Consider the following 22578-nt stretch of genomic DNA (forward strand, 5'->3'; position numbering starts at 1 on the left):
GCCCAGGCGTCCGCGGTCGGCTGCGGATGTGGGCCGTCAGTCGGCTGCGGATGTGGGCCGTCGAAGGCGCTCGGGGAGCGGGTGCCCACCGCACTGACGGGCCGGGCCTGTGCGAGCGCCGACTTGAGTCGGGTGGTGACGGTGGGCCCCGTGACCATGCGGGTCCACCAGCGCGCGGCCGGAGCCCGCAAGAGGGGCCCGGCCAACAAGCCGGACGAATACGCTGCCGACCGGTGCCGCGGTGGGCCGACCACGAGGATCGAAGCACGGAACCCGCGCGGTGGCCCCTGCCCGTGCGAACCAGAGGGAGGAACTGCTCGATCCGGTCGCGCCTGGTGTACATGTCCCAGTACTGCTCGGCGAGGTCGTCGGGATCGACGATCGGGAACGGGAACTCCATGGTCGACCCCGCGGGGGTCCCGGCCTCGGCGATGAGTGGCCCTTCTCCAGGACTGCGGCATCCGTCCGGGCGGCCGGTATGAGGCCCTGCTCGGTGCTGAAGGGCCCGTACTCGATCACGTCGATGCGGCCGAAGCGGTCGCGGATGCCGGCGATCAGCGCCGGCATTTCGGCGGGCCGGGACAGGTCGGCGGTGAAGCCGGCCGCCTCGACGCCGTCCACCGCCAGCTGCTCGACGAGGGCGTCCAGGCGCCGGCGGCGGCGCGCCACCAGGGCGACACGGAAGCCCTCACGACCGAAGCGGCGGGCAGCAGCGAATCAGCCGGCGGGGTGCGGCCGGGCGCAGCTGCGCAAGGGTGAGCAGGACCTCGCCGCGGAGGTCCGCTCCGGCCTTCGCCGCCGTCACCCAGAGGCCGGCAGGGGGCGGCGGGGTGGAGGCGGGACGGGGGCACCGGCGTGCGTTGGCGCCATCGGGCCATTACAGATATTCACCAGAAGTGGCGTGAAAGCGCCCATTCAAGAACAATCGAATGGGCGGGCTGATTGGAGGACGCCGGTCGGGCGTCGCCCGGGAGCGGTTCGTTTCCCCGGAACGCCGCGGCTCGCCGTACACGAACTTCCGCAAGGGGCCTTCGTCATGCCTCGTAACAATCACCGGGTCATGCCTGACAACGATCACCGGACTTCGCGCAGCGGCTGTGCGGAAGCCGCCGGCGGTGGAGCGGGAGCGGTGCGCAGGCGGCGCGGACGGGCCGTGTGGAAAGGAGCACCGGAGGTGAGGGGATGAGGCTGGGGTGCAGAATCCGTCTGCGGCAGGACCCCCTCGCCTACATCGAGGAGCTGAGCCGCCGCAGCACGGCGGGGGTGATGCGGCTTCCCTGGGGCGGCTGGTGTGTCCGCGACACGGAGCTGGCGCAGATGCTGCTGCGCGATCCGGAGTACCACACGGGCGGGTCGGTCTTCTTCGGCGAGCTGCTGCCCGCCCGCGGCGCCCAGGCGGAGCTGGGCCACGCGGTGCGCAGCCTGCTGCGGGCCGGCGTGCCGCGCTACCGCGCCGCGTTGCCCGAGGCATTGGCCGCTCTGCCGGCGGCCAGCCGGTGGCCGGGCGCCGGCACGCGGCTGGTCTACCGCTGCCTGGCGGACATGCTGCTGCATCCGGACACTCCCGCCGGCAGCCGTGAGCTGATGCGCCAGGCCGCCCATGAGGGGGTGGCGGTGCGCTCGCCACACGTGTGGCAGCGGGCCCGGGCCGAGCTGGTGCGGACCAGGCTGGTCACCGCCGTGACCGAGGAGGCGCACCGCCGGCGTCGACAGCCCGCCGACGAGCCGCGGGACATGCTGGACGCCGTACTCACGGCATGCCCGGAAGCGGAGGTGACCGGCCGGACAGTGGCCGACCTGCACCTGATGATGTTCCGGGCGATCATGGCCCCCGTCAGCGCCTCGCTGGCGTGGTCGGTGCTGCTGGCCTGCCTGCACCACGCCGGGGCCGGCCCGTGGCCCTGGCCCGTCGACCACGTCGTGCGGGAGGCGCTGAGACACCGCCCGGTGCCTTGGATGCTCGGGCGCACCCTCCCGCGCACCGTGGAACTCGGCGGCACCGTCTTCCCGCCCGGTGAACTGCTCTCCGTCTGCCCGTACCTCCTGCACCACGACGCACGCCACTGGGAATCCCCCGACGCCTTCCAGCCCGACCGCTGGACCCGAAGCGGCGGCCACGGCCCCTACATCCCCTTCGGAACAGGGCCTTTCAGCTGTGCCGGCGCGGCGGTGGCACACACGCTGCTCACCGAGTCGCTGACCGCCCTCACCGACCGCGCCCGCCTGAGCGTCACCGGCGCTGACACCCGCGCCCGGATGTCGGAGGGCAATGTTCCACGGCCGTTCATCCTCCACCGCGTCCCTGACCACCGAACGCACACCACACGAGAAGGAGGTGACTAGCCATGGCCGCGATGATGCAACGCATCTTCACCAACAAGCCCGCCCGCCGCTGGTACTGGTACTGACCACCAGGGCCCTGCCCGCCCGGACACCTTCGGTGCCCGGGCCTTCCCCTGCCAAGACCGGCCGGCGCTGCCTGCCGGGTACGGGCGGCGTCCCGGTGATGTGCACCGCATCATCCGCCCCGCATGACGACTCGCACCTCCGGAGCACCGGGTCGGCGGGAGTCGGTGCCGTCGGCGCCCGCAGCAAGATCCAGACGATTGACCGAGTGAGCCGGACTTCTGGTGGTCGCCGTATTCCGTATACCGGCTCCGGTGATCGGACCACTGCCCGCCCGGCCGACCGTTGACCGGCAGCAACGGCTCGACCGCCCGCCACTGCGCACTGCCGGTGCCGCGGGGGACCGACGCCGCCGAGGCGGTCGCGCTGGGCGTGAACGCGTTCGTCGCCGAGATTGCGCTGCACCGAGCGGGGACGGCGGCGGGCGAACGCGTTCTCGTCCGCGGTGCGGGCGGCGGCATCGGTTCGCTGGCGACACAGATCGCATCCGCTCGTGGGGCCGAGGTCACTGCGGTCACTTCTTCGGCGGCCCGGGGCGAGCGGCTGCTGGAGTTGGGCGCTGCGCGGATCGTGGACCGGACCGCCGTAACCGTCCCCGATCAGACCTACGACGTGATCGTGGACACGGTCGCGGGCCCGGACATGGGCCGGTACCTGAAGCCGCTGCGAGCAATCCGTTTCCCCGAGCTGACCGATGATCAGTCACGCCGCCAGTGGAGGGCCGAGGACCGGCCCGACGAGGGTATCGAGTTCATGCTGCGCATGTGGGCGACAGCCCCCGAGACGGTGGCCAGGACGACCTCAGGGGTCGAGGAAGTCCTCAGCAGGCCGCCACAGACCTTCGCGCAACGGGCCGTCGCACACGCCGACGCCTTCCGCCTCTGACACGCAGGAAGCCAACCGGGATTTGCGCCCGGTCCGGAAGCCGACAGCGGATGCAGGTGGGTTTCGACAGCACTTCGTGATCGGTCAGCGGAGGGCTGTCGGCCGGATTCGGCAGCATCGAAGCGCCGCCCGGGCTGCTCCCCTGGTGCGATGGTCCTCTGCCCGGCGCGAGGAGTCGACTCAGTGCGTCGCGGTGGCGGTGCGGGCCGCGAGGAGGGCGGTGACCGGGTCAGTGGTGGCGGGGGCGCAGGGCCACCACTGGGCGGTGGGGCCCTGGCCTTCGCGGACGTAAGGGTGCCAGCGGTGGTCGGAGCCGAGGCGGATCTGGATGCCTTCGGTGTCGGCGGTGAGGCGGTTGCGCCAGGCGCGCAGGGTCGGGGTGCCGTCGGCGGTGAGGGCGGTGCGGGCCGCGGCCATGGCCGCGGGGTCCGGGGTGAGGGCGGCGCGGGCGGTGGCGACACCGGCCGGTCCGCTGTGGCGGTGGGCGCGGACCAGGCGGGCGAACTCGAGCGGGGGCAGACCGGTGGCGCGTACGAGGCGGTGGAACCAGTCTTCGCCGATGCCGGAGGCGGCCAGGCGTACGGCGTCCTCGACCGGGGCGCAGGTGACGGAGTCGGTGTGTCCGGTGGCAAGGCGGCGGGCACGCCGGGCGGCGTCACGGATGAGCGCGCCGAGGTCTTCGGTGGTGAAGGGGGCGCCGGGCGGGACCACGGTGGTGGGAGGGGGCGGGACCGCTGCGAAGGCGTCGGCGCCGGCGTCCGGTGTGTCTTCGGCCGGTCCTGGCGCGGGCGGCGTGAAGGTTCCGCTCCAGGCGGTGAACGCCTCCCGGGCGGGCACGCCCCGGCCGCCGGGTGAGCTGTCCGCCGGTGACGCGCCGCCGCCGGTGAGAGTCCGGCGGCGGGTGCGCAGCGCGGTGAGGACCGCGTCCTTGGTGCGGCCGCGCAGGGTGAAGAGCCAGAAGGGATCGGCGTCGAGGTGGGTGGCGGTGGCGTAGCACAGGGCGGCGGCGTGCTTGCAGGGGTGGCCCCAGTCGGGGCAGGAGCACTCCGGATCGAGCTCGCTCGGTTCGGGCAGCAGCGGGACGGCGGCGGTGCGGGCGTCGTCGACGAGGTCGGCGGGCATCTCGCCGTCGAGGAGGGCGGCGGTGCGGCCGGCTTGGGCGGCGATGGTGTCGAGGAGGGTGTCCCACTGGGTGGCGGTGAGGACGCGGAGGCGGACCGCCGAATCGTACGGCCGCGGGGCGCTGCCTTCCACCTCGGCACTCAGTACGCCGGGTGCGGCGGTGACCGGACCGACCATGCCTTTGCGCGCGTAGGTGCGGCCCCGGGAGAGGCGTCCGGCGTCGAGGGTGGAGGCCTCCAGGGCGTCCACCCATGCCTGGCCCCACCAGGTGGTGGCGAAGGCACGCACACCGGTGCGGGGCGCTGCGGGCGGGGGTCATACGGCGGGCTCCTCGGTCATGCCTCGAACTCCCCGGACAGGGCTACGAGTTCGGCCAGGTCGGCGTCGGACAGTTCGGTCAGGGCGGCCTCGCCGGAGACGATGACCTGGTCGGCCAGGGCGCGCTTGGCGCCGAGCAGGCGGGCGACCTTGTCCTCGACGGTGCCCTGGGTGGTGAGCCGGTGGACCTGGACGGGGTGGTCCTGGCCGATGCGGTAAGCGCGGTCGGTGGCCTGGTCCTCCACGGCCGGGTTCCACCACCGGTCGTAGTGGATCACATGGGTGGCGCGAGTGAGGTTGAGGCCGGTGCCGGCGGCCTTGAGGGAGAGCAGGAAGACGGGGAACTCGCCCTGCTGGAAGGCGTCGACCATCTCCTCGCGCCGCCGTACGGGGGTGGCGCCGTGCAGATAGCGGGCGCGGACGCCGCGGTCGGCGAGGTGCCGCTCGAGGAGCCGGCCCATCTGCGTGTACTGGGTGAAGACCAGGGCGCCCTCCTCCTCGGCGACCACCGTGTCGAGGAGTTCGTCGAGCAGTTCCAGCTTGCCGGAGCGACCGGGCAGCGGGCCGTTCTCGCGCAGGTAGTGGGCGGGGTGGTTGCAGATCTGTTTGAGCGCGGTGAGCAGTTTGAGGACCTGACCGCGGCGGGCGATGCCGTCAGCCTGCTCGATGGCGGCCATGGCCTCGCGGACCTGCGCCTCGTACAGCGCGGTCTGCTCGCCGGTGAGGGTGACGGGATGGTCGGTCTCGGTCTTGGCCGGAAGTTCGGGGGCGACGCCGGGATCGGACTTGCGGCGGCGCAGCAAAAACGGGCGGGTCAGACGGGCGAGCTGGGATGCCGCCTCCTGGGCCCGGCCGGCGGCCTCCGCGTCGTCGTCCGTACCGAGGGCGGCGCGCTCGACGGGTTTGGCGAAGCGGTCACGGAACGCGGGCAGCGTTCCGAGCAGTCCGGGGGTGGTCCAGTCGAGCAGCGCCCACAGTTCGGAGAGGTTGTTCTCCACCGGGGTGCCGGTGAGGGCGACGCGGGTGCGGGCGGGCAGGGCGCGCAGTTCGCGGGCGGTGGTGGCGTAGGGGTTCTTGATGTGCTGGGCCTCGTCGGCGGCCAGGAGCGACCACTTCACGGCGGCGAGGCGTTTCCGGTCGCGGCGCAGCACGCCGTAGGTGACCAGGACGAGTTCGTCGTCGGCGAGATGGTCCAGGGTGCGTTCGCCGCCGTGGTAGCGGCGTACCGGCACGGTGGGGGCGAAGCGGGCCGCCTCACGCTGCCAGTTGCCGAGCAGGGAGGCCGGGCAGACCACCAGGGTCGGGCCCGCGGTGTCGGGTTGTTCCTGGCGGTGCAGGTGGAGGGCGAGCAGGGTGACCGTCTTGCCCAGGCCCATGTCGTCGGCGAGGACCCCGCCGAGGGTGAGGCGGGTCATGTCCGCCAGCCAGGACAGGCCGCGGTGCTGGTATCCGCGCAGGGTGGCGGTCAGCCTCTCCGGTACGTGGACGGGGGCACGGCCCTCGGGGTCGCGCAGCCGTGCGACCAGTTCACCGAAGGCGCCGGCCGCCTGGACCGCGAAGCGCTCGCCGTCGTCCTCGAGACCTCCGGTCAGCACGGCCCGCAGCGCGTCCACCGGGGCCAGTTCGCGGGTGCGGCGCCGCTTGAGCCGGGCCACCAGTTTCGGGTCGGCGACGACCCACTGCTCCCGCAGCTTGACCAGGGGGCGGCGGGTCTCGGCGAGCTGGTCGAGTTCGGCTTCGGTGAGCTGGTCACCGCCGAGCGCGACGTGCCAGGAGAAATCCAGGAGAGTGTCGCGGCCCAGCAGGGTGTTCACGGTCGAGCCGGGCGCGGTGGCCGCCCCGATCTCCGCCCGCGCTTCGAGGGCTTTGACCAGCTCACGCGGCCAGTGCACGCGCACGCCCGCCGTGCGCAGCGTGTCGGTGGCGTCCCCCAGCAGCTCCATGGCTTCCTCGTCGTCCAGCAGCAGCGCGCTGGGGGCGGCTTCGGCGAGCAGGCGGGTCAGCGGCGGCCAGGCGCGGGCGGCGCGGCGCAGCGCGAGCAGCGTCTCGGCCTCGGCGTGCGGCCCCAGCAGCCGCTGCGCGCGGTCCGGGCCGGCCCACAGTTCGGCGGCGTCCAGCACCAGGGACGGATCGGCCGCCGTACGCAGTTGCAGCACCGCCCGGAAGACGCGGCGGCGCCCGGCCGGGGGTTCCACCCGCAGTTCCACGCCGACCCGCGCGGCCCGCTCGGCGGCCACCTCGTCCGCCCACGCGGCCAGCCCCGGATGCGGTGCGGTCGCGGGTACGGCGTACGGGTTGCCGGGCGCCGCCCAGCCGGTGGCCGGGGTGCGCGGCAGGGTGTCGGCGAGCGCGTCGCAGAACTCCCCGACCAGTGCGGACGGTTCGGCGATCCGCGCGGCCCCGTCGCCGGTCCGGGGCGCGGGCAGGTTGTGGGCGTACGGCGGCAGGGCGGCGGCCAGCGCGTCCAGGTCCCGCTTGCCTCGGGCGCCGGGCGGACCGAAGCGCCAGACGGGGTACGCGGCCGAGGTCAGCGCCGGGTACAGGCGTCCCTCACCGATCAGTTCAAGGGCACGGCGGGCGACGGCCGCCCAGGCGTCGAGCGACGGGTGCACTTCGGCAGCGCGCGACGGACGGGTCCCGGTAGCGGAGGACGGACGGGCACCGGGAGGAAGTGACGGACCGGCTCCAGGAGCGGGAGACATATCCGCCCCCGGGGCGGACGGGGCGGAATCGGGCAACAGGGCGGTATCGGGCAGCAGCACCGGATCGAGCAACAGGGCGGTGACGGGCAGCAGAGCGGGATCGAGCAGCAGGGTGAGCATGTCGCCGATGCCGAGCGCCCAGCCTTCCGTGCTGCGAGTACGCACTCCCCCGCCGTGCGGCAGGACCAGCGGCAGCCGGACCCGTTCCACCCGCTGTGGAACGGCGACCGCGGCGGGCACGCGGCGCGCGCCGGCGGAGGGACGGTAGAGCACCAGACGGCCGAACCGGGCCGGCTGCCCCGGATCGGCCGGGACGAACACGGCCGCCCAGCCTCCGGCGACAAGCCGCTCGCGTGCCCAGCCGACGGCGACGGGATCGGCCGGCGGCACGGCCCCGCCGGCCTCCTGTACGAGTGGGCTCACGTGGCGCTCCCCGCCTTGAACGTCGCCTTCCGCAACCGCTTGGCCAGCGGTTTGTCAACCGGTTCGACGGCGCCGGCGAGTGTGCCGAGCACCTCGCGGGCGTGCGGATGACGGGCGCGCCACAGGTCGTCGGCGCGCTCGGCGATCTGGTCGAGCGGGCGCTGCCCTTCGCCGGAACCGGCCAGCAGCCGCTCACGCACCGCCTGTTCACCGCGGCGCGCGAACGGCAGCATGCCGTCCACCAGCATCCACTCCAGCCCCCAGGCCGCCTCGCTCCCGGCGGGCTCCCCGATCCGGCGCAGCATCGAGGCCGCCGCGTGCGAGCAACCGGTGACCTGGGAGACGGCCGCCTTGCGCAGCACCGCTTTCGCCCGCCCGGAGTCGTCCGCCGCCAGTACGGCGGCCAGCACCCGCGGGGCCTGAAGGCGCCGCAGCGCGTCGGCCGGCTCCGTACCGTCGCAGGCGTCCACCAGTTGGACCGCCGCGTCCGTGGCGGAGCGCCCGGCCAGCCAGCCCGCCACCTCCGTCACCGCGTCCGCCTCGGAAGGGAAGGAAGCAAGTGCGGCCAGCAGTTCACCGGCGTCCGCCCGTGCGAGTGAGCCGATCACCGGTGCCGGGATCCCCACCTGGACGAGCAGCGTGCGCAAGCCTGAGCGCCCCAGCGGAGTGAGCCGGAAACGCTCTCCCCGCAGCAGGGCGCCCGGATCGCCGGACAGCACGACGCCCCCGCCCACCGGACTCTCGCCGCCGCTGTCAAGGCCCTCGCCGCTTTCGTAGGCGTCCTGGTCGTACGTGCCTTGGCCGTAGGCGTCCTCGCCGTACGTGTCCTCGCCGACCTCGCACTCGGCGGCGCCGAACAACTCCAGCGTCCCGGCGGTGACGTCGAACTGCTCGGCCAGGAGCGCCGACACCAACTGCCTGGCCGGGCCCTGGGGCAGCCCCTCCAGACCGTCCGCGAGGCGGCCGGCAACGTCCAGCCACTCCCCGTCCGGCAGCCCGTACGCGTCGAGCAGCATGAAGAAGACCAGAGGCGGGATCTCGTCGAGCACCTCCCCCAGCGCCTCAAGAGGCCCGTCCGCGACGGGAATGCCGAGCGAGAGGTCGGCCACCGCGCCCGCCGCCGCTTCCCGCCATGCGGCGAGCAGGGACGCGTCGTCGTCCTCGTCCGGCAGCGCATCGCCTGCGAACGCGCGGTTGCCCTCCACTTCCACGAAACCGCAGTTCAGCGCCCACTCCCAGGGCAGGTTCAGCAACTCCATGTCTAGCGCGCTGCGGACCTTCGCCAGCCGCGCCGAACGCTCATCAGGGTCGCCCCAGTCCTCAGGGGCGATACGCCACAACTCCGCCTCCTCGATCGCCTGCCGGGCGAGCACGGGCCGCAGCAGCCCCTTCGGCGTCAGTTCCCGCCCGCCCTTCACCCGCCGCGGTTGGCCCGCCGGCATCTTGCGGCCCTCGCTTCCCGCGCCGTGGCCCGCCGTGCACCAGCGCCCGAGCCGCACAGCGGCCATGAAGACGGGTACGCCGCGTACCGCTCGCGCCAGCTCCGCCTCGCCGGGCAACCGCACGGCCGGCAGCAGGAATCCCTCGGCCTCGAAGAAACCGGAGGGCAGCTCCCCCACGCCCGGCCCGTCAGGGGTGTCCCCGGACAGTCGGTGCGGCTCTCCACACTCGCAGTGGTAGGTCCCCGAAGGCACCGGCCGCCCACTCGGCCCGTCGTGCTTCGCGCGCCCCGTGCCCGCCGTCCGCCGCAGCCGGATGCCGGCGAGTGCCCGGCCGGCCTCGGCGGGATCGAACTCGGCCGGGTCGAACCCTTCCTCGTGAAGGCGGGCCAGTACCTCGTCGTACGGTCCGTCGTACTCCCGCCGTTCTCCGCCCGCACGCCGGACGACGGTGGCGCGCGGGCGCTCTTCGGCCTCGTACCGGTCGAGGAGTTCGGCCAGTCCCCACGAGCCGCCGAGGTCCTCGGCCGGAGGCATCGCCCGCCGCCCGCCCGTGCACAGCGGGACATCCCGCTCGCCCGGCCCGGCCGGGCGCACTTCCTCCACCGTGATCCGGTGCAGCCAGTCGTCACCGAAGTCGTAGGTGTAGTCCAAGCGGTCGCCGACACGCGGCAGGACGTCCGCGAGGGCGGTCTCCTCCTCGTCGAAGGCCGGGACACCGATGTCGACGGGCGGGGCGTACTGCACGCCCGAGCGGTCCACGAAGACGTGCAGGTGCGCATCGCGCCAGCCGAACACCGACTGGATCACATCGTGCAGCGAACCCAGCGTGATGTCCGAGGGAACCACCAGCCGTCGCCAGACCGGCGGCTTCGTCCCCTCGAGCCGGACCTTGAGCCGGTGGACGCAAGGGACTTGTGCGGCGGATCGGTACGGGGCGTTCATGGGCGTGCGCTTTCCACTCATCGGCGGCCCACGGGCTGCGACGGATCCTGGAGCCACCACGTGCGCCGAATGGCTGACCCGGCCATTCTGGCAGCAAGAGCCCACCGGGTCGTACGCCTGGCAAAAAGCTTCCGGCCCGCTTGCGCGCGGGCCGCGTCGTGTGCTGGGGCGTGCCGTGACGCGGACGTCTGCCAGGCCACTGGACCTGTGCCAGGCGCCCGGAGAGGCGGACGGGAAGCCTCCGTCCCGGCACCGGCTCGTCGCGTGAACGACTCGTTCGGATGGCGTCACTCGCTGCGGCCGCGAGAAATCCCCGGTCGCCGCACCCGCGCCCTGGTCCGCCGGCTGAAGGCCCTCGGCCACGGCGTCGGCCTCGCACCCGCCGGCTGGCGAGCGGCTGCTCTCCTCAAGCTCCGGCCGGCCGGCTAACGCGTCAGCGTGCCCGTGATCCGGGTGATTCTCCGTTCGGCTGCCGAGCCCTCATCCGCGCGATACCGCGATACATGGACCCACACCGCGGGCGACGGGACGCCCCGCTTGTCCACGGCCACGGTCATGTACCAGCCGGGCGGCACGAGCGCCGGGTCCTCCGGTACGCGCACGGTGAGCGCGCCGGCAGTGCGGCGGGTGATGTCCAGGGCGACGGAGCGCTGGTCGAAGTCGGTGACGTGGGTGGCGGATCCGGGGCGCATGAGCCGTACCCGGTCGATGTCCGCGGGGTGCGCGGTCCGCAGCACGATCTCGTCCCCACGTACGGTCTCGGTGTCGCCGTCGGCCGTCAGCCGGGGGCGCTTCCCGTGGTGGAGGTAGGGCGGCGAGAAGATTTCCACGCGCTGTTCGAAGTGACCGGGGCGGGAGCCGGCTTTGTCGGCGAAGAGCGGGTCGGAGCCGAACACCGCGATCCGGCCGTCGGGCAGCAGCAGGGCCTCGGTGTGGTAGTCACGGCCCACCTGCGGGTCCGCGGCCGGCGTGAAGGTGTTGGCCGCGGGGTCGTAGATCTGCGACTTGTGGATGTCGCTGGCGTGCTTACCCCGGTAGCCGCCGCTGCCGCCGGTGGTGAACACGGTGTCGTCCGGCATGATCACGCTGTTGAGGTACCTCGTCCCCTGCGGCAGGTCGGGTCCCGGCTCGAACGCGGGCCGCTTCGCGTTCAGGTCGACGACCGCCGTGCGGGAGGTGGACGCGGGCGACTCGCCGACGCCTCCGCCGCCGAGCACCATCACCTTCCCCTCCTGCGCGGGCGGCAGCAGCACGGAGGAGGAGGTCTCCAGGATGTCCGGGTCCCTCAGGCCGGGAACAGTGGTGAAGGTGTTGGTCGCCAGATCCCACAGGCCGGGCTTACGGCCCTTGTTCGCGGGACCGTATCCGGCGTTCGATCCGGAGTAGAAGACCTTTCCCCTGCCGGTCATGAAGAGGGACGGATAGGTGGGGAAGTACCGGGTCGGCGCCTTGGACCAGGTCTTCGTCGACGGGTCGTACAGCTCGTTCTTGCCGGGGACGATCTGCCCGATGTCGTCCAGCCCCGAGACGGCGAGGACGCGGCCGTCGGAGAGCGTGGTCAGGGTCGGGTACCAGCGGGCCTCGCGCATCGAGGCGACCTTGGTGTACTTCTCGGTGACCGGGTCGAACTCGTAGGCGTCCTTGATGCCCTGGAAGTCCTTCTTGTCGAGACCGAGTTTGTTGGCGATGCCGTAGAGGTTGCGGGCGTCCGCGCCCTTCAGGCCGTCGATGGCGTACTGCTCGGTGGTGTTGGTGATGCCGAGTGGTCCCTCGTCGGCCGCCTCGACGAAGACCCGGGCCTCGCTCGCGGTGACCCGGACGCGGTCGCCCCGTCCCGCCTTCCTCGCGGCGGGCACCCGGACGGCGAACTGGGAGCGGTACTCCACGCCGGCGGGGGAACGGAAGACGGTGCCCTCGGGGAAGGTGCGGGCGCGGTCGGGGTCCTCGTTCTTGACGAGCATGGCGCCGCCGGCGCGTTTGACGTCGCCCTTGAGTTTCTCGTAGCGGGCGGTGCCCCCGGCGATGAGGACCTTGCCGTCGGGCAGTTGCGCGTGCCCGCCGCAGAACAGGTCCGCCGGGGTGTCGATCTTCTTGAAGGTGTCGGCGGCCGGATCCCACAGGGTGCTCTTGAAGACGCCGCCGTCGAATTGCTCGACGTCGTTGCCGGACCCGGCGATCAGCAGCACCTTGCCGGTGTGCAGCAGGATCGCGTGAATGGAATTGAGCCGGTACTTCTCCGGCAGACCGGCGAGCGACCAATGGCCGTAGCGGGCCCTGTACTCGGGCTGGTCGATCCGCCAGCGGTGGTAGGCATGCTGGGCGAAGCCGGACATCGCGGGGGCGTTGAGCGCGGCCAGCGCGACGACGGCTGTGGCGCCGAGCCAGGTCTTGCGGCGGGTGAGACGTGCGGAACGTGCGGCCATCGGGGTGCCTCCACGGCGGGGCGGCTCGAACTGGACCTGTCGAGGCTTACCGTCGCTGCGCGGCGGACCCGGGGCGACACGCTTCTTTGCACTATGCAAATAACTCGGAGGGCTCAAGCACCAGGAGTCCGGGACCGCCACGCACGAACAGGCCCCGCGCCCGTCGCACGGTCCCGGCGGTGCACCGCCTCCGACCCGTCGCGCCCGGTGCGTTCCCATACCCCGCAGCCCACGGCGACCAGAGCGCGGCTGCGTGACCGGCCCGACAGACGCCGCACACCGGCGGACCGGTCGGATCCGGGCCGCCCGTCCGCGAGCGCGAGCGCGCGCGGCCTCGGACGTCGCTGGGGAGCCGGACGACGGCGGACCGCCGACTCGTCCTCAGCCACAAGCCCTGCCGCACACCGGCGGAGTGACCGCACGCTGAGGGCGGCCGTCACCCGCCGACGCCGCGCCCGGCTGTTCCGGCCAGTGGTACGGGATTCATGTCACCGGCTGTTCCGGCCAGCGGTACAGGGATCATGCCACCGGCCGGGACGGCGGCCCTTGCGCGGTGTCCCGGTCCGCGTAGCGCGGGCTTGGAGAGCGGCCGTCGCGGGCACTCACGCCATGGACGGCCGACTCGTCAGCTCGAACGAGCGCACCACCGCGATCGCGCACCCGGCCACGAACACGACGGTGAGGCCGGCCAGCCGAAGCTCCGCCTGGAGCAGTTCACCCGGGGCGGCGACGCCCCGTGCGGGCGCCAGCCCTCGCGGGTCGTAGACCACCGGGAGGGTGTCTCCGGGGGCGGTCGACTCACCGCAGCCGCGCCATACACGGGCGCCCGTCGGCACGGCGTCGACGCCGGTGACGGAGCAGACGACGCGCCCGTGGCCGGGTCCCGCTCGCACCGACGCCACTCGCGCCGGCTCCACCACTCCTCTCTGCCGCAGCGCGACGCCGGCCGTTCCCAGATGGCGGCCGCCTGGCTGACCCGTCTTGCCGGGGACCGCGTCGAGGTCCGCTCCGCCGGCTCCAACCCGGCCGAGCAGGTCAACCCGGCAGCCGTCGCCGCGATGGCCGAGGTCGGCATCGACATCTCCGCCGAGGTCCCGAAGATCCTCACCGTGGACGCGGTGAAGGAGTCCGACGTGTGCATCACCATGGGCTGCGGCGACACCTGCCCTGTCTTCCCTGGCAAGCGCTACCTGGACTGGAAATTGGACGACCCGGCCGGACAGGGCGTCGAGGCTGTCCGCCCGATCCGCGACGAGATCAAGACCCTGGTCGAGGGCCTGATCGCCGAGATCGCCCCGGCCGAGCCGGAAGCGACTGCGTAAGCGGGGTAGCCGACGTCGTCATCGCGGCGCACAGCCCCCGTCACCCAAGGGCCCTGCTGGCGTAGGCATACCGCAGCCCTGGAATACGTGCCTGGTACCAGCTCTCCGCACCGACCTTCAACCGGCCGACGTCCCGCCCGTCCAGGTAGGCGACGACAGCACGTCGCAGCCGCTCACCAGCCGGTGGTCGCGGCCGCCGCGTGCGCGTCCGGTACGAGCGGAAAGACAGCGGCGTGCCCCACCCGTGGCCCCGACCCGGACCCCCCCAACCCGGGGGCCCCGCCCGGGGCACCCCCCCGCGGGGGGGCGCCGCCGGCGGGTGGGCGGCCTCTCCGCGCGCACAGCCCGGGGCGGCCCCGCCGGGTGCGCCGGGCGGCCACGCCTCCAGCCGGTGGCCCGCGACGGGGGAAGCACGAACCACTGGGGCTCTATGTCACCACGGCGAGCAGCACACAGACGAGTGCCACGACGGCGCCGGGGCAAAGAGGAACTCCTCCGCCGTTGGGTGGCCCGTGCCGGGCGAAGTCCGGCACGGTCGGCGCTGCTGGATCTGCTGTGATGCGGAGAGATGGCTGCCGGCCTGGCACCCGGAGGACTGCGCCGCCGACCGCATCGGCCCAGGGGTGTAGACCCGTGGGCCGATGCCGTACGGGAGGGCATGTGACAGCGTTCCGTTGTGCGCACGGACCGGCCGTGGCGGCACGACTGACGTCCCGGACACGGAGGTCCCATGACCGCCTCGCCGTTCACCGCCTGCAGAAGCCTGACACGCCGCCGCATGCTGGGAGTCGCGCTGGCCGCCGGGGCCACCGTGCCGCTCGCCGCCATCGCAAGCCCCGCGTGGGCCGACCCGGACAGGCCCGCCCCCGCCCCGGAGCGGCTCACGCTACCCGTGCCTACCGGGCCGCACCCGGTAGGCACGGTCCCACTGCACCTCGTCGACCGGTCACGCCCGGACGGCATCGCGGGCCCAGGGCACTTCCGGGAGCTGATGGCCACCGTCTGGTACCCCGCCCGGAACGTCGAGCACTACCCGGTGGCGCCCTGGATGCCAGCCGGCGCCCTTCAGGCATTCCTCGCCGACGCCGGGTTCAGCGACCTGGTCCCCCTGGCACCGCTCACTGCCGGCCACGTGAGCGCTCCGCTGCGGCGGTCGGGCCGGCGGCTGCCCGTCGTCGTGTTCTCGCACGGCGCGCACAGCCACCAGGGCGACCACACCGTCATGGTCCAGGAGCTCGCCAGCCACGGATACACGGCTGTGACGGTGGCTCACCAGTACGACACGTACACCGCGTTTCCCGACGGCCGGGTCGCCGTCCCGCTCCACGACCCGAAAGCACCGACGCTGCCCGGGGACTTCGCCGCCGACCTGCGCTTCGTCCTCGACTGCGTCGAGCAGCTCGCCGCGGGGTGCAATCCGGACGTCGACCAGCGGGAGCTGCCGGCCGGGCTGCTCGGCTCCCTCGACCCGCGGCGCATGGGCGCGTTCGGCTGGTCGAAGGGCGGGACAGCCACCGCCTGCGCCACGATCGCGGACGACCGCATCCGGGCCGGTCTGAGCCTCGACGGTCCGATGCAGATGAACCCGCCGCTCGCCGGTGACCTGGACCGGCCGTTCATGATGATGTCCGCCGAGTTCACCCGGGCCACGGATCCCGAGGCCGCCGCGTTCTGGTCGCATCTGCGAGGCTGGCGGCTGAACATCCAGGCCCAGGGCGCCGTCCATATCTCGTACGGCGACAACGAGGCGCTGTTCCCCCAGGTGGCGAAGGTGTTCGGATGGAGCAAGCAGCAGCTCCAGGACGTGATCGGCACCCTCGACCCCGACCAGGCAGTGAGGATCCAGCAGGCGTACCCGCTCGCGTTCTTCGACGAACACCTGCGACACCGCCGGGGACACCTGCTCGACGGGCCGTCCCCGGCCTTCCCCGCCGTGACGTTCCTCCCCTGAGACCCCGACCAGCCGAGACAGACCACCTGAGACGTCATCCGCTTTCCGAACGTGATCGTCTGGTGCGGACTGGGCGGGCATGAGCGTCGGTTCACGGCGGGAGAGATGGGTGTGTCCGTCCGCTCTTCTCGGTCGTGGAGGTGGCTGGTGCCGTCGGTGATCGATCTGCCGGAGGCCTGGGAGAAGAAGGTCCGGGAAGAGGTCGCACGGTTGCGGACCGCGCTCGGTAAAGCGGAGCACGCGCTTCAGCGTCTGGTGGGTGCCCGGGTCACGGTGACTGAGGTGCTGGCCGAGCGGCCCTCCGTGGCAGAGAAGTCGCCGCTGCCCGGAGCGGTTGCGGGATCGGTGGTGCCGCACCGGACCGACGGCATGGCGGCATCCGTGCCGGCACCCGAGTACCAGCGCATCATGGAACTGCTGGACTCGGGCGTCGGCCGGGAGGGCATGCGCTGTCAGCAGCTGGCCGCAGCTCTGGGGCTCCCAGCGATGCCGGCGAAGGTCGAGGGGGTGCGGTCGAAGGCGAAACGGCTGGTCGAGCGGGGGTGGATCCGGCAGGTGCGACCGGGGTGTTCACCGCGCTGCCGCAGGCCGGCTGTGGTGGCGATGCGACCGGGGGCGTGGGCGGGCTGGTCGCGGGACGCGCGGGAGCGGGAACCGGCTCCGGGCCCGGCACGGTTTCCGCTACCGCTACCGGCTCCGGGCGGTCGCGAACGCTTTGCGGTGCGGCGGCCAAGTACCGGGTGAGACCGCCGACCGGCGGTCACGAGGGAGGGTCCGTGAGGACGGACGAGGACCGGGACGAGGGGTGCGAGGCGGCGCTTGTACGCGCCCGTGAGCACCCGGAGGCCTTCGAACCACTGGTCGCACGCCACTCGGTGGCGCTGCACGGGTACTTCGCCCGGCGCGCTCCGGACGCCGCGGACGACCTGCTCGGCGAGATGTGGCTGCAGGCGTACACCACGCGCCGGAGCTTCGAACCACGGCTGGGCACGGCGCGCGGCTGGCTGTTCGGCGTCGCGCGCAACGTGCTCTCGGCGCACTGGCGGCGGCTGGCCAGGGAGCGGCCGGGATCAGCCCTGGCCGACACCCAAGCCGTGGACTGGGCCGCCGTGGACGCCCGGCTCGACGCGTCCGCACTGGCACCGGGGCTGCGCCGGGCTGTGGCGGAACTGCCCTCTGAGGAGCGTGAGTTGCTGCTGCTCGTCGCCTGGGAGCAGCTCAGCCCCACGGAGGCCGCCGCGGCGGTCGGCGTCCCTGCGGGCACCGCGCGATCCCGGCTGTACCGGGCCCGCGCGCGGCTGCGGGAGCACACGGAACTCACCCCGGTACAACACCGCTCGGCCAACGATGCGATGAGGAGCAGTTGATGCACGACAACACCCGGTCCGAGGACCTGTCCGGCTTTCTCGACTTTCCCGGCGCCGACGACCTGGTCGCGGCCGGCCAGGTTGCCCCGCCGTCCGCGGCGGTGCTCGCGGCGGCGCGTCCGCCCGTGCCCTCGGCGCCGCCGGCCCTGGCTCCCACGCCCGTAGCGGTGGTTCTCGGCCCCAAGCGGCGCTCGCGGCGGTTGCTGGTCGCGGCGGCGGCCGTCGCCGCGATGGCGTGCGGCGCGGTGGTCTATCCGGTGGCCGGGGACGATCCCCCGGCCGGTGCGGGCGCGGCCGAATTCCTGATGGACGTGGCCCAGGTGGCCTCCCGGGCTCCCGCCTCCAAGGAGGCTCCGTACTGGAAGGTGCGGTACGAGACCAAGGAGCTGAACGCGCCGTTCGCGCTGTACACCGGCTACACCGACCGGCAGGGCCACGTCTGGTCGGTCGACGCCGACGGCACGGTGACCGGGCCGCCGAAGTCCCTGCCGAAGAGCAAGCTGAAGCGGTGGGAGGTCGGCAACCAGCGGCTGACCTGGCACGAGCTCGGCGCGCTGCCCGCCGATCCGGACGCTCTCGCGCGGCGGCTGGGCACGGCGAAGCTGGAGCAGGCGCCCGTCCTGCTGGCCGAGTCCCCGGTCGGTCCCCGGATCCGCGCGGCGCTCTTCCAGGTCATCGCGCACAGCGAGGGGGTCGAGTTGGTCGGCGAGGTCGAGGACCGCAAGGGGCGCGAGGGCACCGCGGTCGAGTTCCCCACAGGCCGGGGCGCCACGACCCGGCTCGTCATCGACCCGGCGACCAGCCGGCTGCTCGACTCCAAAACCTGGTCCAAGCGGCAGGTGGAGGACCACAGCACCTATCTGGAGGTGGGCCCCGCCTACAAGGTGCGCTGATCTGGCCGGGGGGCAGGACAGGCACGGAGGTCCGGCCGCTACCACGGGCGGCCGGACTCCGGCGGCGGGCCCGGGGTGTGTCAGGCGCCCCGGCCCGGCCCGCGAGCGCGAGGCCGACCGAGATGAGCGTCGATCGCAGCCGTTCCGTCCGCCGGCCGAACCGGCGGGTGAGTCCCGGCACCTGCTCGGCGAAAGTTCTGCGCGGACAGGAGGCTTCCGCGCATACGAACCGGCGCACCCGCAACGCCACCACGACCAACTCGCCTGCAGTTGGCAGGTCATGGGGGAATCGCAGATACGAGCCCTGTAATCGCCCTGAGGGGCCCTCGCAGCCCGGGCAGGTCGCCTGCCGGGCAGTGCTCAGGGCCCCGACCCGGACGATCATGTCGGTCACCTCGACCGACTCCACCAACACATTCCCCAGCGAGGAGAACAGCAACTCTTCGAGTTGCGGCCGTACTTCGTTCACGACGCAGCACTGTCGACCACACGGCACACCGGCCGAGCGATTCCGGGCTATCTCAGTCACCCTTACGAGAAGGTCAACAGTCACCCTGCGTACGCGGCCACACAAAGTGGACCAGAGCCGGTTCTCAGCGGGAAAGCCAGTCGCTTCACCCCGGGGGATCGGGCGGCGGAGCCGCGGATTCGAGCGCCTGTCGGGGGTCTGTCGGCCCGATGTCGGTGGCTTGTCGGCGGGGTTCGGCACCTTTGCACAGAGCCTGCCGGGTGCCCACCGGCAGGCATGTGACAGGCAAGGAGCCACCATGCGCACCCCTGACAACTCCCTGATCCTCATTCACGGCGCGCAGCACGGCGGCTGGTGCTGGCGCAAGACCCTCGGACCACTGCGCGCCCTGGGCTACGACGTCCACGCGATCACTCTCACTGGTCTCGGCGAGCGAGCTCATCTGCTGTCGCCGGACGTGGATCTGAACACGCACATCACCGACGTACTGGCGATGATCGAGACGGAGGAACTGAACGGCGTGACGCTGGTCGGCCACAGCTACGGCGGCATGGTCGCGGCCGGCGTCACCGCCCGGCTGCGGCACCCGACCGTGCGCCGTCTGATCCATCTGGACAGCCCGGTACCGGCCGACGGTGACAGCATCGCCACGGTGACCCCCTTCGGTGACCGCCTCGCGCAGCTGCGCGAGGAGTTCGACGGCGTGGGCGTGCTCAGGCCGGGCGACGCGGCCGCGATGGGCGTCCACGGCGACGACCTGGCCTGGGTGCGGCGTCGGCTGACCGCGCACCCGTACGCCGCGGTCACCACGCCCCTGCACCTGCCGGACGGCTGGGACGACGGCGTCGAGCAGGTCTACATCCGCTGCGTCACCGGACCGGAGGACCAGACCCGGCTCGGTCTGGATCTATCCCGGGTCGACGAGTCGGCCGGCTGGCGCTACTTCGAACTGCACAGCGGCCACGACGCGATGATCGACGCACCCGACGGGCTGGTCACGCTGCTGGACAAGGTGTGCGCCGCTGAGAGCGCCGGCTCATGACGGCGGCGACACCCGCGGCACTACCGGCGCACATGTGAGGCGGGCCTCCGCCTTCCGGCGCCGGTTCCCGGCCGGGGCAGTGGCGGGCGCTGTGAACCACAGGTCAGGGGCGTACCGCTCGACACACGAATGCCGACCTCGACGCGCAGATCCGGCTGCAACGGGCGGAGACGCTGTGGAGACGGGTGCGGCCACCGTTGATCATCGGTGTGTGAAGACCGAGGATCATGCGGTGGCAGCAGGTCACAGCGTAGACCCTGCCTGCCGCCGGCAGGAGGAGTTCGAGGGCCTGATGAGCCGGATCGTGGGACGGGTCGCTCGGGTCGAACCCCGGCGCCGGGCGCGGCGGTTGGTGCTCGGGCTGCTGTCGGACCTGCCGCGCAAGAACTGCTGGACCATCGCCGAATGGGCCGGGGAGAGTACCCCGGGACGGCATGCAGCACCTGCTGGGGCGGGCCAAGTGGGACGCCGACCAGGTACGCGACGACCTGCGCGACTACATGGTGGACCATCTGCACGACGACCAGGCAGTACTGGTGGCCGACGAGACCGGGGACGTGAAGAAAGGCACCGGCGCCGTCGGCGTCCAGCGTCAGTACACCGGCACCGCGGGCAGGATCGAAAATGCCCAGGTCGCCGTCTACCTGGTCTACGCCGGCCGGCGCGGGCACGCGGCCGGGTCAGGGGGTGAGGGCGGTGCCCAGGCTCTCCGTCGCGAGGTAGGGGTTGAGCAAGGGATGGCGGCCGGCCACCGCGACGTCCCGCCAGTAGCGCTGCAGGGCGTTCGACGTGCGAAAGCCACTGGCGCCGTGCAGGTCGAGCATCCGCTCGACGGCTTCCCGGCAGTCCCTCGCCGCACCCGTCAGGCTCATCTGCAGGCGTGCGCGGTCGAGTTCGCCGAGGTCGGCCCGCGGGCTGTCGTGGGCGACGGCGAGCATGGTCTGCTCGGCCCGGTCCACCAGCCGCGCGGCCTCGGCGAGCCAGTGGCGTGCGCCGGGGGACTCGCCCATGCGTGCGTAGCTCGTCATGTAGGGCTTGCGAGCGGACGCGAACATGTCCTCGATCACATGGAGCGCGCCCTGCGTCGCCCCGACCACCGGTGCCAGCGCACACAGGGCGAAGAACAGTCGGTCCTGCGGCTGCGGCGGGGCCACGGCTGCGGTCTGCCGTGCCGGCACCAGGAGGCCGTCGGCGACAAGACGCTGGCTTCCGGTGCCACGCATGCCGGCCATGTGCCAGTTCCGCTCGACGGTCAGCTCCGCGGTGGGAACCACCATGACGTGGTACGCACCGTCGATCATCAACGCGAGCTGTGCCCAGTCGGCGTCCTCGCAGCCGGACACGGTCTCCCACCGGCCGGTGACCCGCACACCGTCCGCCTCGCGGATCCCCTGGGCCGCGGGAGCCCCGGTGCCGCAGGCAAGCGCGTTCGGATCGGCGAAATACTCCTTCTGAACCGGTTCGTCGAAACTCTGGGCGAACAGCGTCTTGGCCGTGGCACATGTGCCGGCGATCCACGCGGCGGACGGACAGGCCCGGCCGATCTCCGCCAGCCGGACGGCGCCCGCCGACGCGTCGGCCCAGGCGCCGCCGTACTGGACGGGCGTACGCAGGGCCAGTGCCCCGCTGCGCCGCAGTGCCTCGACGCTCACCTCTGTCAGCCGGTCCTGCTGCTCGGTCCGCTCCGCGTGTGCGAAAAGGACCTGGTCGTGCTCGTTGTCTGGTGCGTTGCTCATCACCTGACCGAGCCAACCAGCGACTGCACCGAGCGGCCATAGCCGCATGACGCGTCGGCATACGAATCCGTGCGCCGGTGGCTGTTAGCCTTCCTGCGTGGACGTCCTGAGCGAGATGATCGGCAGTATCCGGATCGGACGCGCCCACGCTCGCCGCATCAAGGAGACAGGCTCCTGGGGCATGCGCTACGACGCGTTCACCGGCAGCGGCTTCCACGTCGTGCTGCACGGCCGGGGCTGGCTCATCACCGCCAACGAGCCGCCCCGAGCCCTGCGCCAGGGAACTGTCGTCCTCGCCCCGTTCGGCGTGAGGCACGGACTGAGCCATGCCCCCTGCTCGCTCGACGCCCTGCCTCCCGGCGACATGAGCGCGCAACCGCCACCGGACGGTCACGCCGACTTCGAGTTCCTGTGCGGGGCCTACCGCCTCGAGCACGGACAGGTGCACGAGTACCTGCTCTCGCTGCCCGACTTCATCGTGGGCTCGCCCGACGACGGCGTCCCCGAACTGGCGTCACTGGCCGCCCTGCTCGTCGCAGACGTGTCCCAGGCCGGCCCCGGCACGGAGGCGACCCGCTCGGCGCTGCTGGACCTGCTGCTGGTGCACGTACTGCGCGGATGGCTGCGCGAGCACCACAGCGCGGACTGGCCGCACGTCAAGGACCCGGTCGTCGTCGCGGCGCTGCGGCACATCCACAGCGAGCCGCACACACCCTGGACCGTCTCCCGGCTCAGCGCCGCCGTCGGCATGTCACGCACCGCGTTCACGCGCCGCTTCACCAGCCTCATGGGCAAACCGCCCCGCGACTATCTGACCGGGGTGCGCCTGTCCCAGGGCGGCCGGCTGCTGCGTGAGACCGACGCGTCCCTGGCGGCCATCGCGCGCCAGGTCGGGTACTCGACGGAGTTCGCCTTCGGCGCCGCCTTCCGCCGGGAGTACGGCATCTCCCCCGGCCGCTTCCGGGACGCCGCCCGGACCGGACCCGTGGTTCAGGACGAGCGCGACCGACACGTCGGGACAGCGCCCGGGCCGTAGGGCGACAGGAACGCGGTGCGGCTTGGGCTCTGGCGGCCGGTTGTCGATCTGAAATGTGTTGCACAAGGTCGCGTTCGGGCAGCCAGATCCTGTGAAGGC

Annotated in this window: 17 protein-coding genes and 1 pseudogene; 10 read left to right on the forward strand and 8 right to left on the reverse strand. The window is 72.7% G+C overall.

The window, feature by feature from the left end; translation table 11 throughout:
• Nucleotides 1–36: 36 nt before the first annotated feature.
• Nucleotides 37–669, reverse strand: a complete 633-nt coding sequence (locus ACFV6E_RS22905) for a hypothetical protein (protein ID WP_385464119.1) — start codon at nt 667–669, stop codon at nt 37–39.
• Between the two features lie 513 nt (nt 670–1182).
• Between ACFV6E_RS22905 and ACFV6E_RS22910 the strand changes: the two genes are divergently transcribed.
• Nucleotides 1183–2343 carry a cytochrome P450 gene (locus tag ACFV6E_RS22910; protein WP_385172572.1) on the forward strand — a complete coding sequence of 387 codons (1161 nt, stop codon included), beginning with the start codon at nt 1183–1185 and terminating at the stop codon, nt 2341–2343.
• 348 nt (nt 2344–2691) lie between these two features.
• Nucleotides 2692–3291 (forward strand): zinc-binding dehydrogenase, encoded by a 600-nt coding sequence (locus tag ACFV6E_RS22915; protein WP_385464122.1) that lies wholly within the window; start codon nt 2692–2694, stop codon nt 3289–3291.
• 180 nt (nt 3292–3471) lie between these two features.
• Here ACFV6E_RS22915 and ACFV6E_RS22920 read toward each other — a convergent pair whose 3' ends face one another.
• From ACFV6E_RS22920 to ACFV6E_RS22940, 5 genes are all read right to left on the reverse strand, one after another.
• Entirely contained in the window at nt 3472–4701 is a 1230-nt protein-coding gene (locus tag ACFV6E_RS22920; RefSeq protein WP_385464125.1) for an SWIM zinc finger family protein, read from the reverse strand.
• Between the two features lie 47 nt (nt 4702–4748).
• Nucleotides 4749–7856 (reverse strand): SNF2-related protein, encoded by a 3108-nt coding sequence (locus ACFV6E_RS22925; protein WP_385464128.1) that lies wholly within the window; start codon nt 7854–7856, stop codon nt 4749–4751.
• Nucleotides 7853–10240: a hypothetical protein gene (locus ACFV6E_RS22930; RefSeq protein ID WP_385464131.1), complete on the reverse strand. Its 2388-nt coding sequence runs from the start codon at nt 10238–10240 to the stop codon at nt 7853–7855. Before ACFV6E_RS22930 ends, ACFV6E_RS22925 begins: the two co-directional genes overlap by 4 nt.
• Nucleotides 10241–10665: 425 nt before the next feature.
• The gene (locus ACFV6E_RS22935) at nt 10666–12663 is read right to left on the reverse strand and encodes a galactose oxidase-like domain-containing protein (RefSeq protein WP_385464134.1); all 1998 of its coding nucleotides are present in this window, start codon (nt 12661–12663) and stop codon (nt 10666–10668) included.
• A 602-nt stretch (nt 12664–13265) separates the two neighbouring features.
• Entirely contained in the window at nt 13266–13565 is a 300-nt protein-coding gene (locus ACFV6E_RS22940) for a hypothetical protein (RefSeq protein WP_385464137.1), read from the reverse strand.
• A gap of 24 nt (nt 13566–13589) precedes the next feature.
• Between ACFV6E_RS22940 and ACFV6E_RS22945 the strand changes: the two genes are divergently transcribed.
• From ACFV6E_RS22945 to ACFV6E_RS22965, 5 genes are all read left to right on the forward strand, one after another.
• Nucleotides 13590–13985 (forward strand): arsenate reductase ArsC, encoded by a 396-nt coding sequence (locus ACFV6E_RS22945; RefSeq protein ID WP_385464216.1) that lies wholly within the window; start codon nt 13590–13592, stop codon nt 13983–13985.
• A 730-nt stretch (nt 13986–14715) separates the two neighbouring features.
• A complete protein-coding gene (locus ACFV6E_RS22950; RefSeq protein ID WP_385464139.1) occupies nt 14716–15936 on the forward strand; it encodes an alpha/beta hydrolase family protein in 1221 nt (406 codons plus the stop codon).
• A gap of 147 nt (nt 15937–16083) precedes the next feature.
• The gene (locus tag ACFV6E_RS22955) at nt 16084–16680 is read left to right on the forward strand and encodes a hypothetical protein (RefSeq protein ID WP_385464142.1); all 597 of its coding nucleotides are present in this window, start codon (nt 16084–16086) and stop codon (nt 16678–16680) included.
• A 32-nt stretch (nt 16681–16712) separates the two neighbouring features.
• Entirely contained in the window at nt 16713–17303 is a 591-nt protein-coding gene (locus tag ACFV6E_RS22960) for a sigma-70 family RNA polymerase sigma factor (protein ID WP_385464144.1), read from the forward strand.
• Complete coding sequence (locus ACFV6E_RS22965) at nt 17303–18196, forward strand: hypothetical protein (RefSeq protein WP_385464147.1); 894 nt, start codon at nt 17303–17305, stop codon at nt 18194–18196. The genes ACFV6E_RS22960 and ACFV6E_RS22965 overlap by 1 nt, the downstream gene beginning before the upstream one ends.
• Here ACFV6E_RS22965 and ACFV6E_RS22970 read toward each other — a convergent pair.
• Entirely contained in the window at nt 18087–18995 is a 909-nt protein-coding gene (locus tag ACFV6E_RS22970; RefSeq protein ID WP_385464150.1) for a transposase family protein, read from the reverse strand. The two genes, ACFV6E_RS22965 and ACFV6E_RS22970, sit on opposite strands and share 110 nt — an antisense overlap.
• Here ACFV6E_RS22970 and ACFV6E_RS22975 point away from each other — a divergent pair.
• Nucleotides 18964–19707: an alpha/beta fold hydrolase gene (locus tag ACFV6E_RS22975; protein ID WP_385464153.1), complete on the forward strand. Its 744-nt coding sequence runs from the start codon at nt 18964–18966 to the stop codon at nt 19705–19707. The genes ACFV6E_RS22970 and ACFV6E_RS22975 overlap by 32 nt on opposite strands.
• A gap of 292 nt (nt 19708–19999) precedes the next feature.
• A pseudogene (locus ACFV6E_RS22980) lies at nt 20000–20453 on the forward strand (transposase); the annotation flags it as partial.
• On the opposite strand, the gene ACFV6E_RS22985 reads toward ACFV6E_RS22980, so the two are convergent.
• Nucleotides 20388–21443, reverse strand: coding sequence for an acyl-CoA dehydrogenase family protein (locus ACFV6E_RS22985; protein WP_385464156.1), 1056 nt, complete (start codon nt 21441–21443; stop codon nt 20388–20390). The pseudogene ACFV6E_RS22980 and the gene ACFV6E_RS22985 overlap by 66 nt on opposite strands.
• Before the next feature lie 97 nt (nt 21444–21540).
• Between ACFV6E_RS22985 and ACFV6E_RS22990 the strand changes: the two genes are divergently transcribed.
• Nucleotides 21541–22479 carry an AraC family transcriptional regulator gene (locus ACFV6E_RS22990; protein ID WP_385464159.1) on the forward strand — a complete coding sequence of 313 codons (939 nt, stop codon included), beginning with the start codon at nt 21541–21543 and terminating at the stop codon, nt 22477–22479.
• Nucleotides 22480–22578: the final 99 nt, after the last annotated feature.

The organism is Streptomyces sp. NPDC059785 (genome assembly GCF_042732375.1).
Lineage (GTDB): Bacteria > Actinomycetota > Actinomycetes > Streptomycetales > Streptomycetaceae > Streptomyces.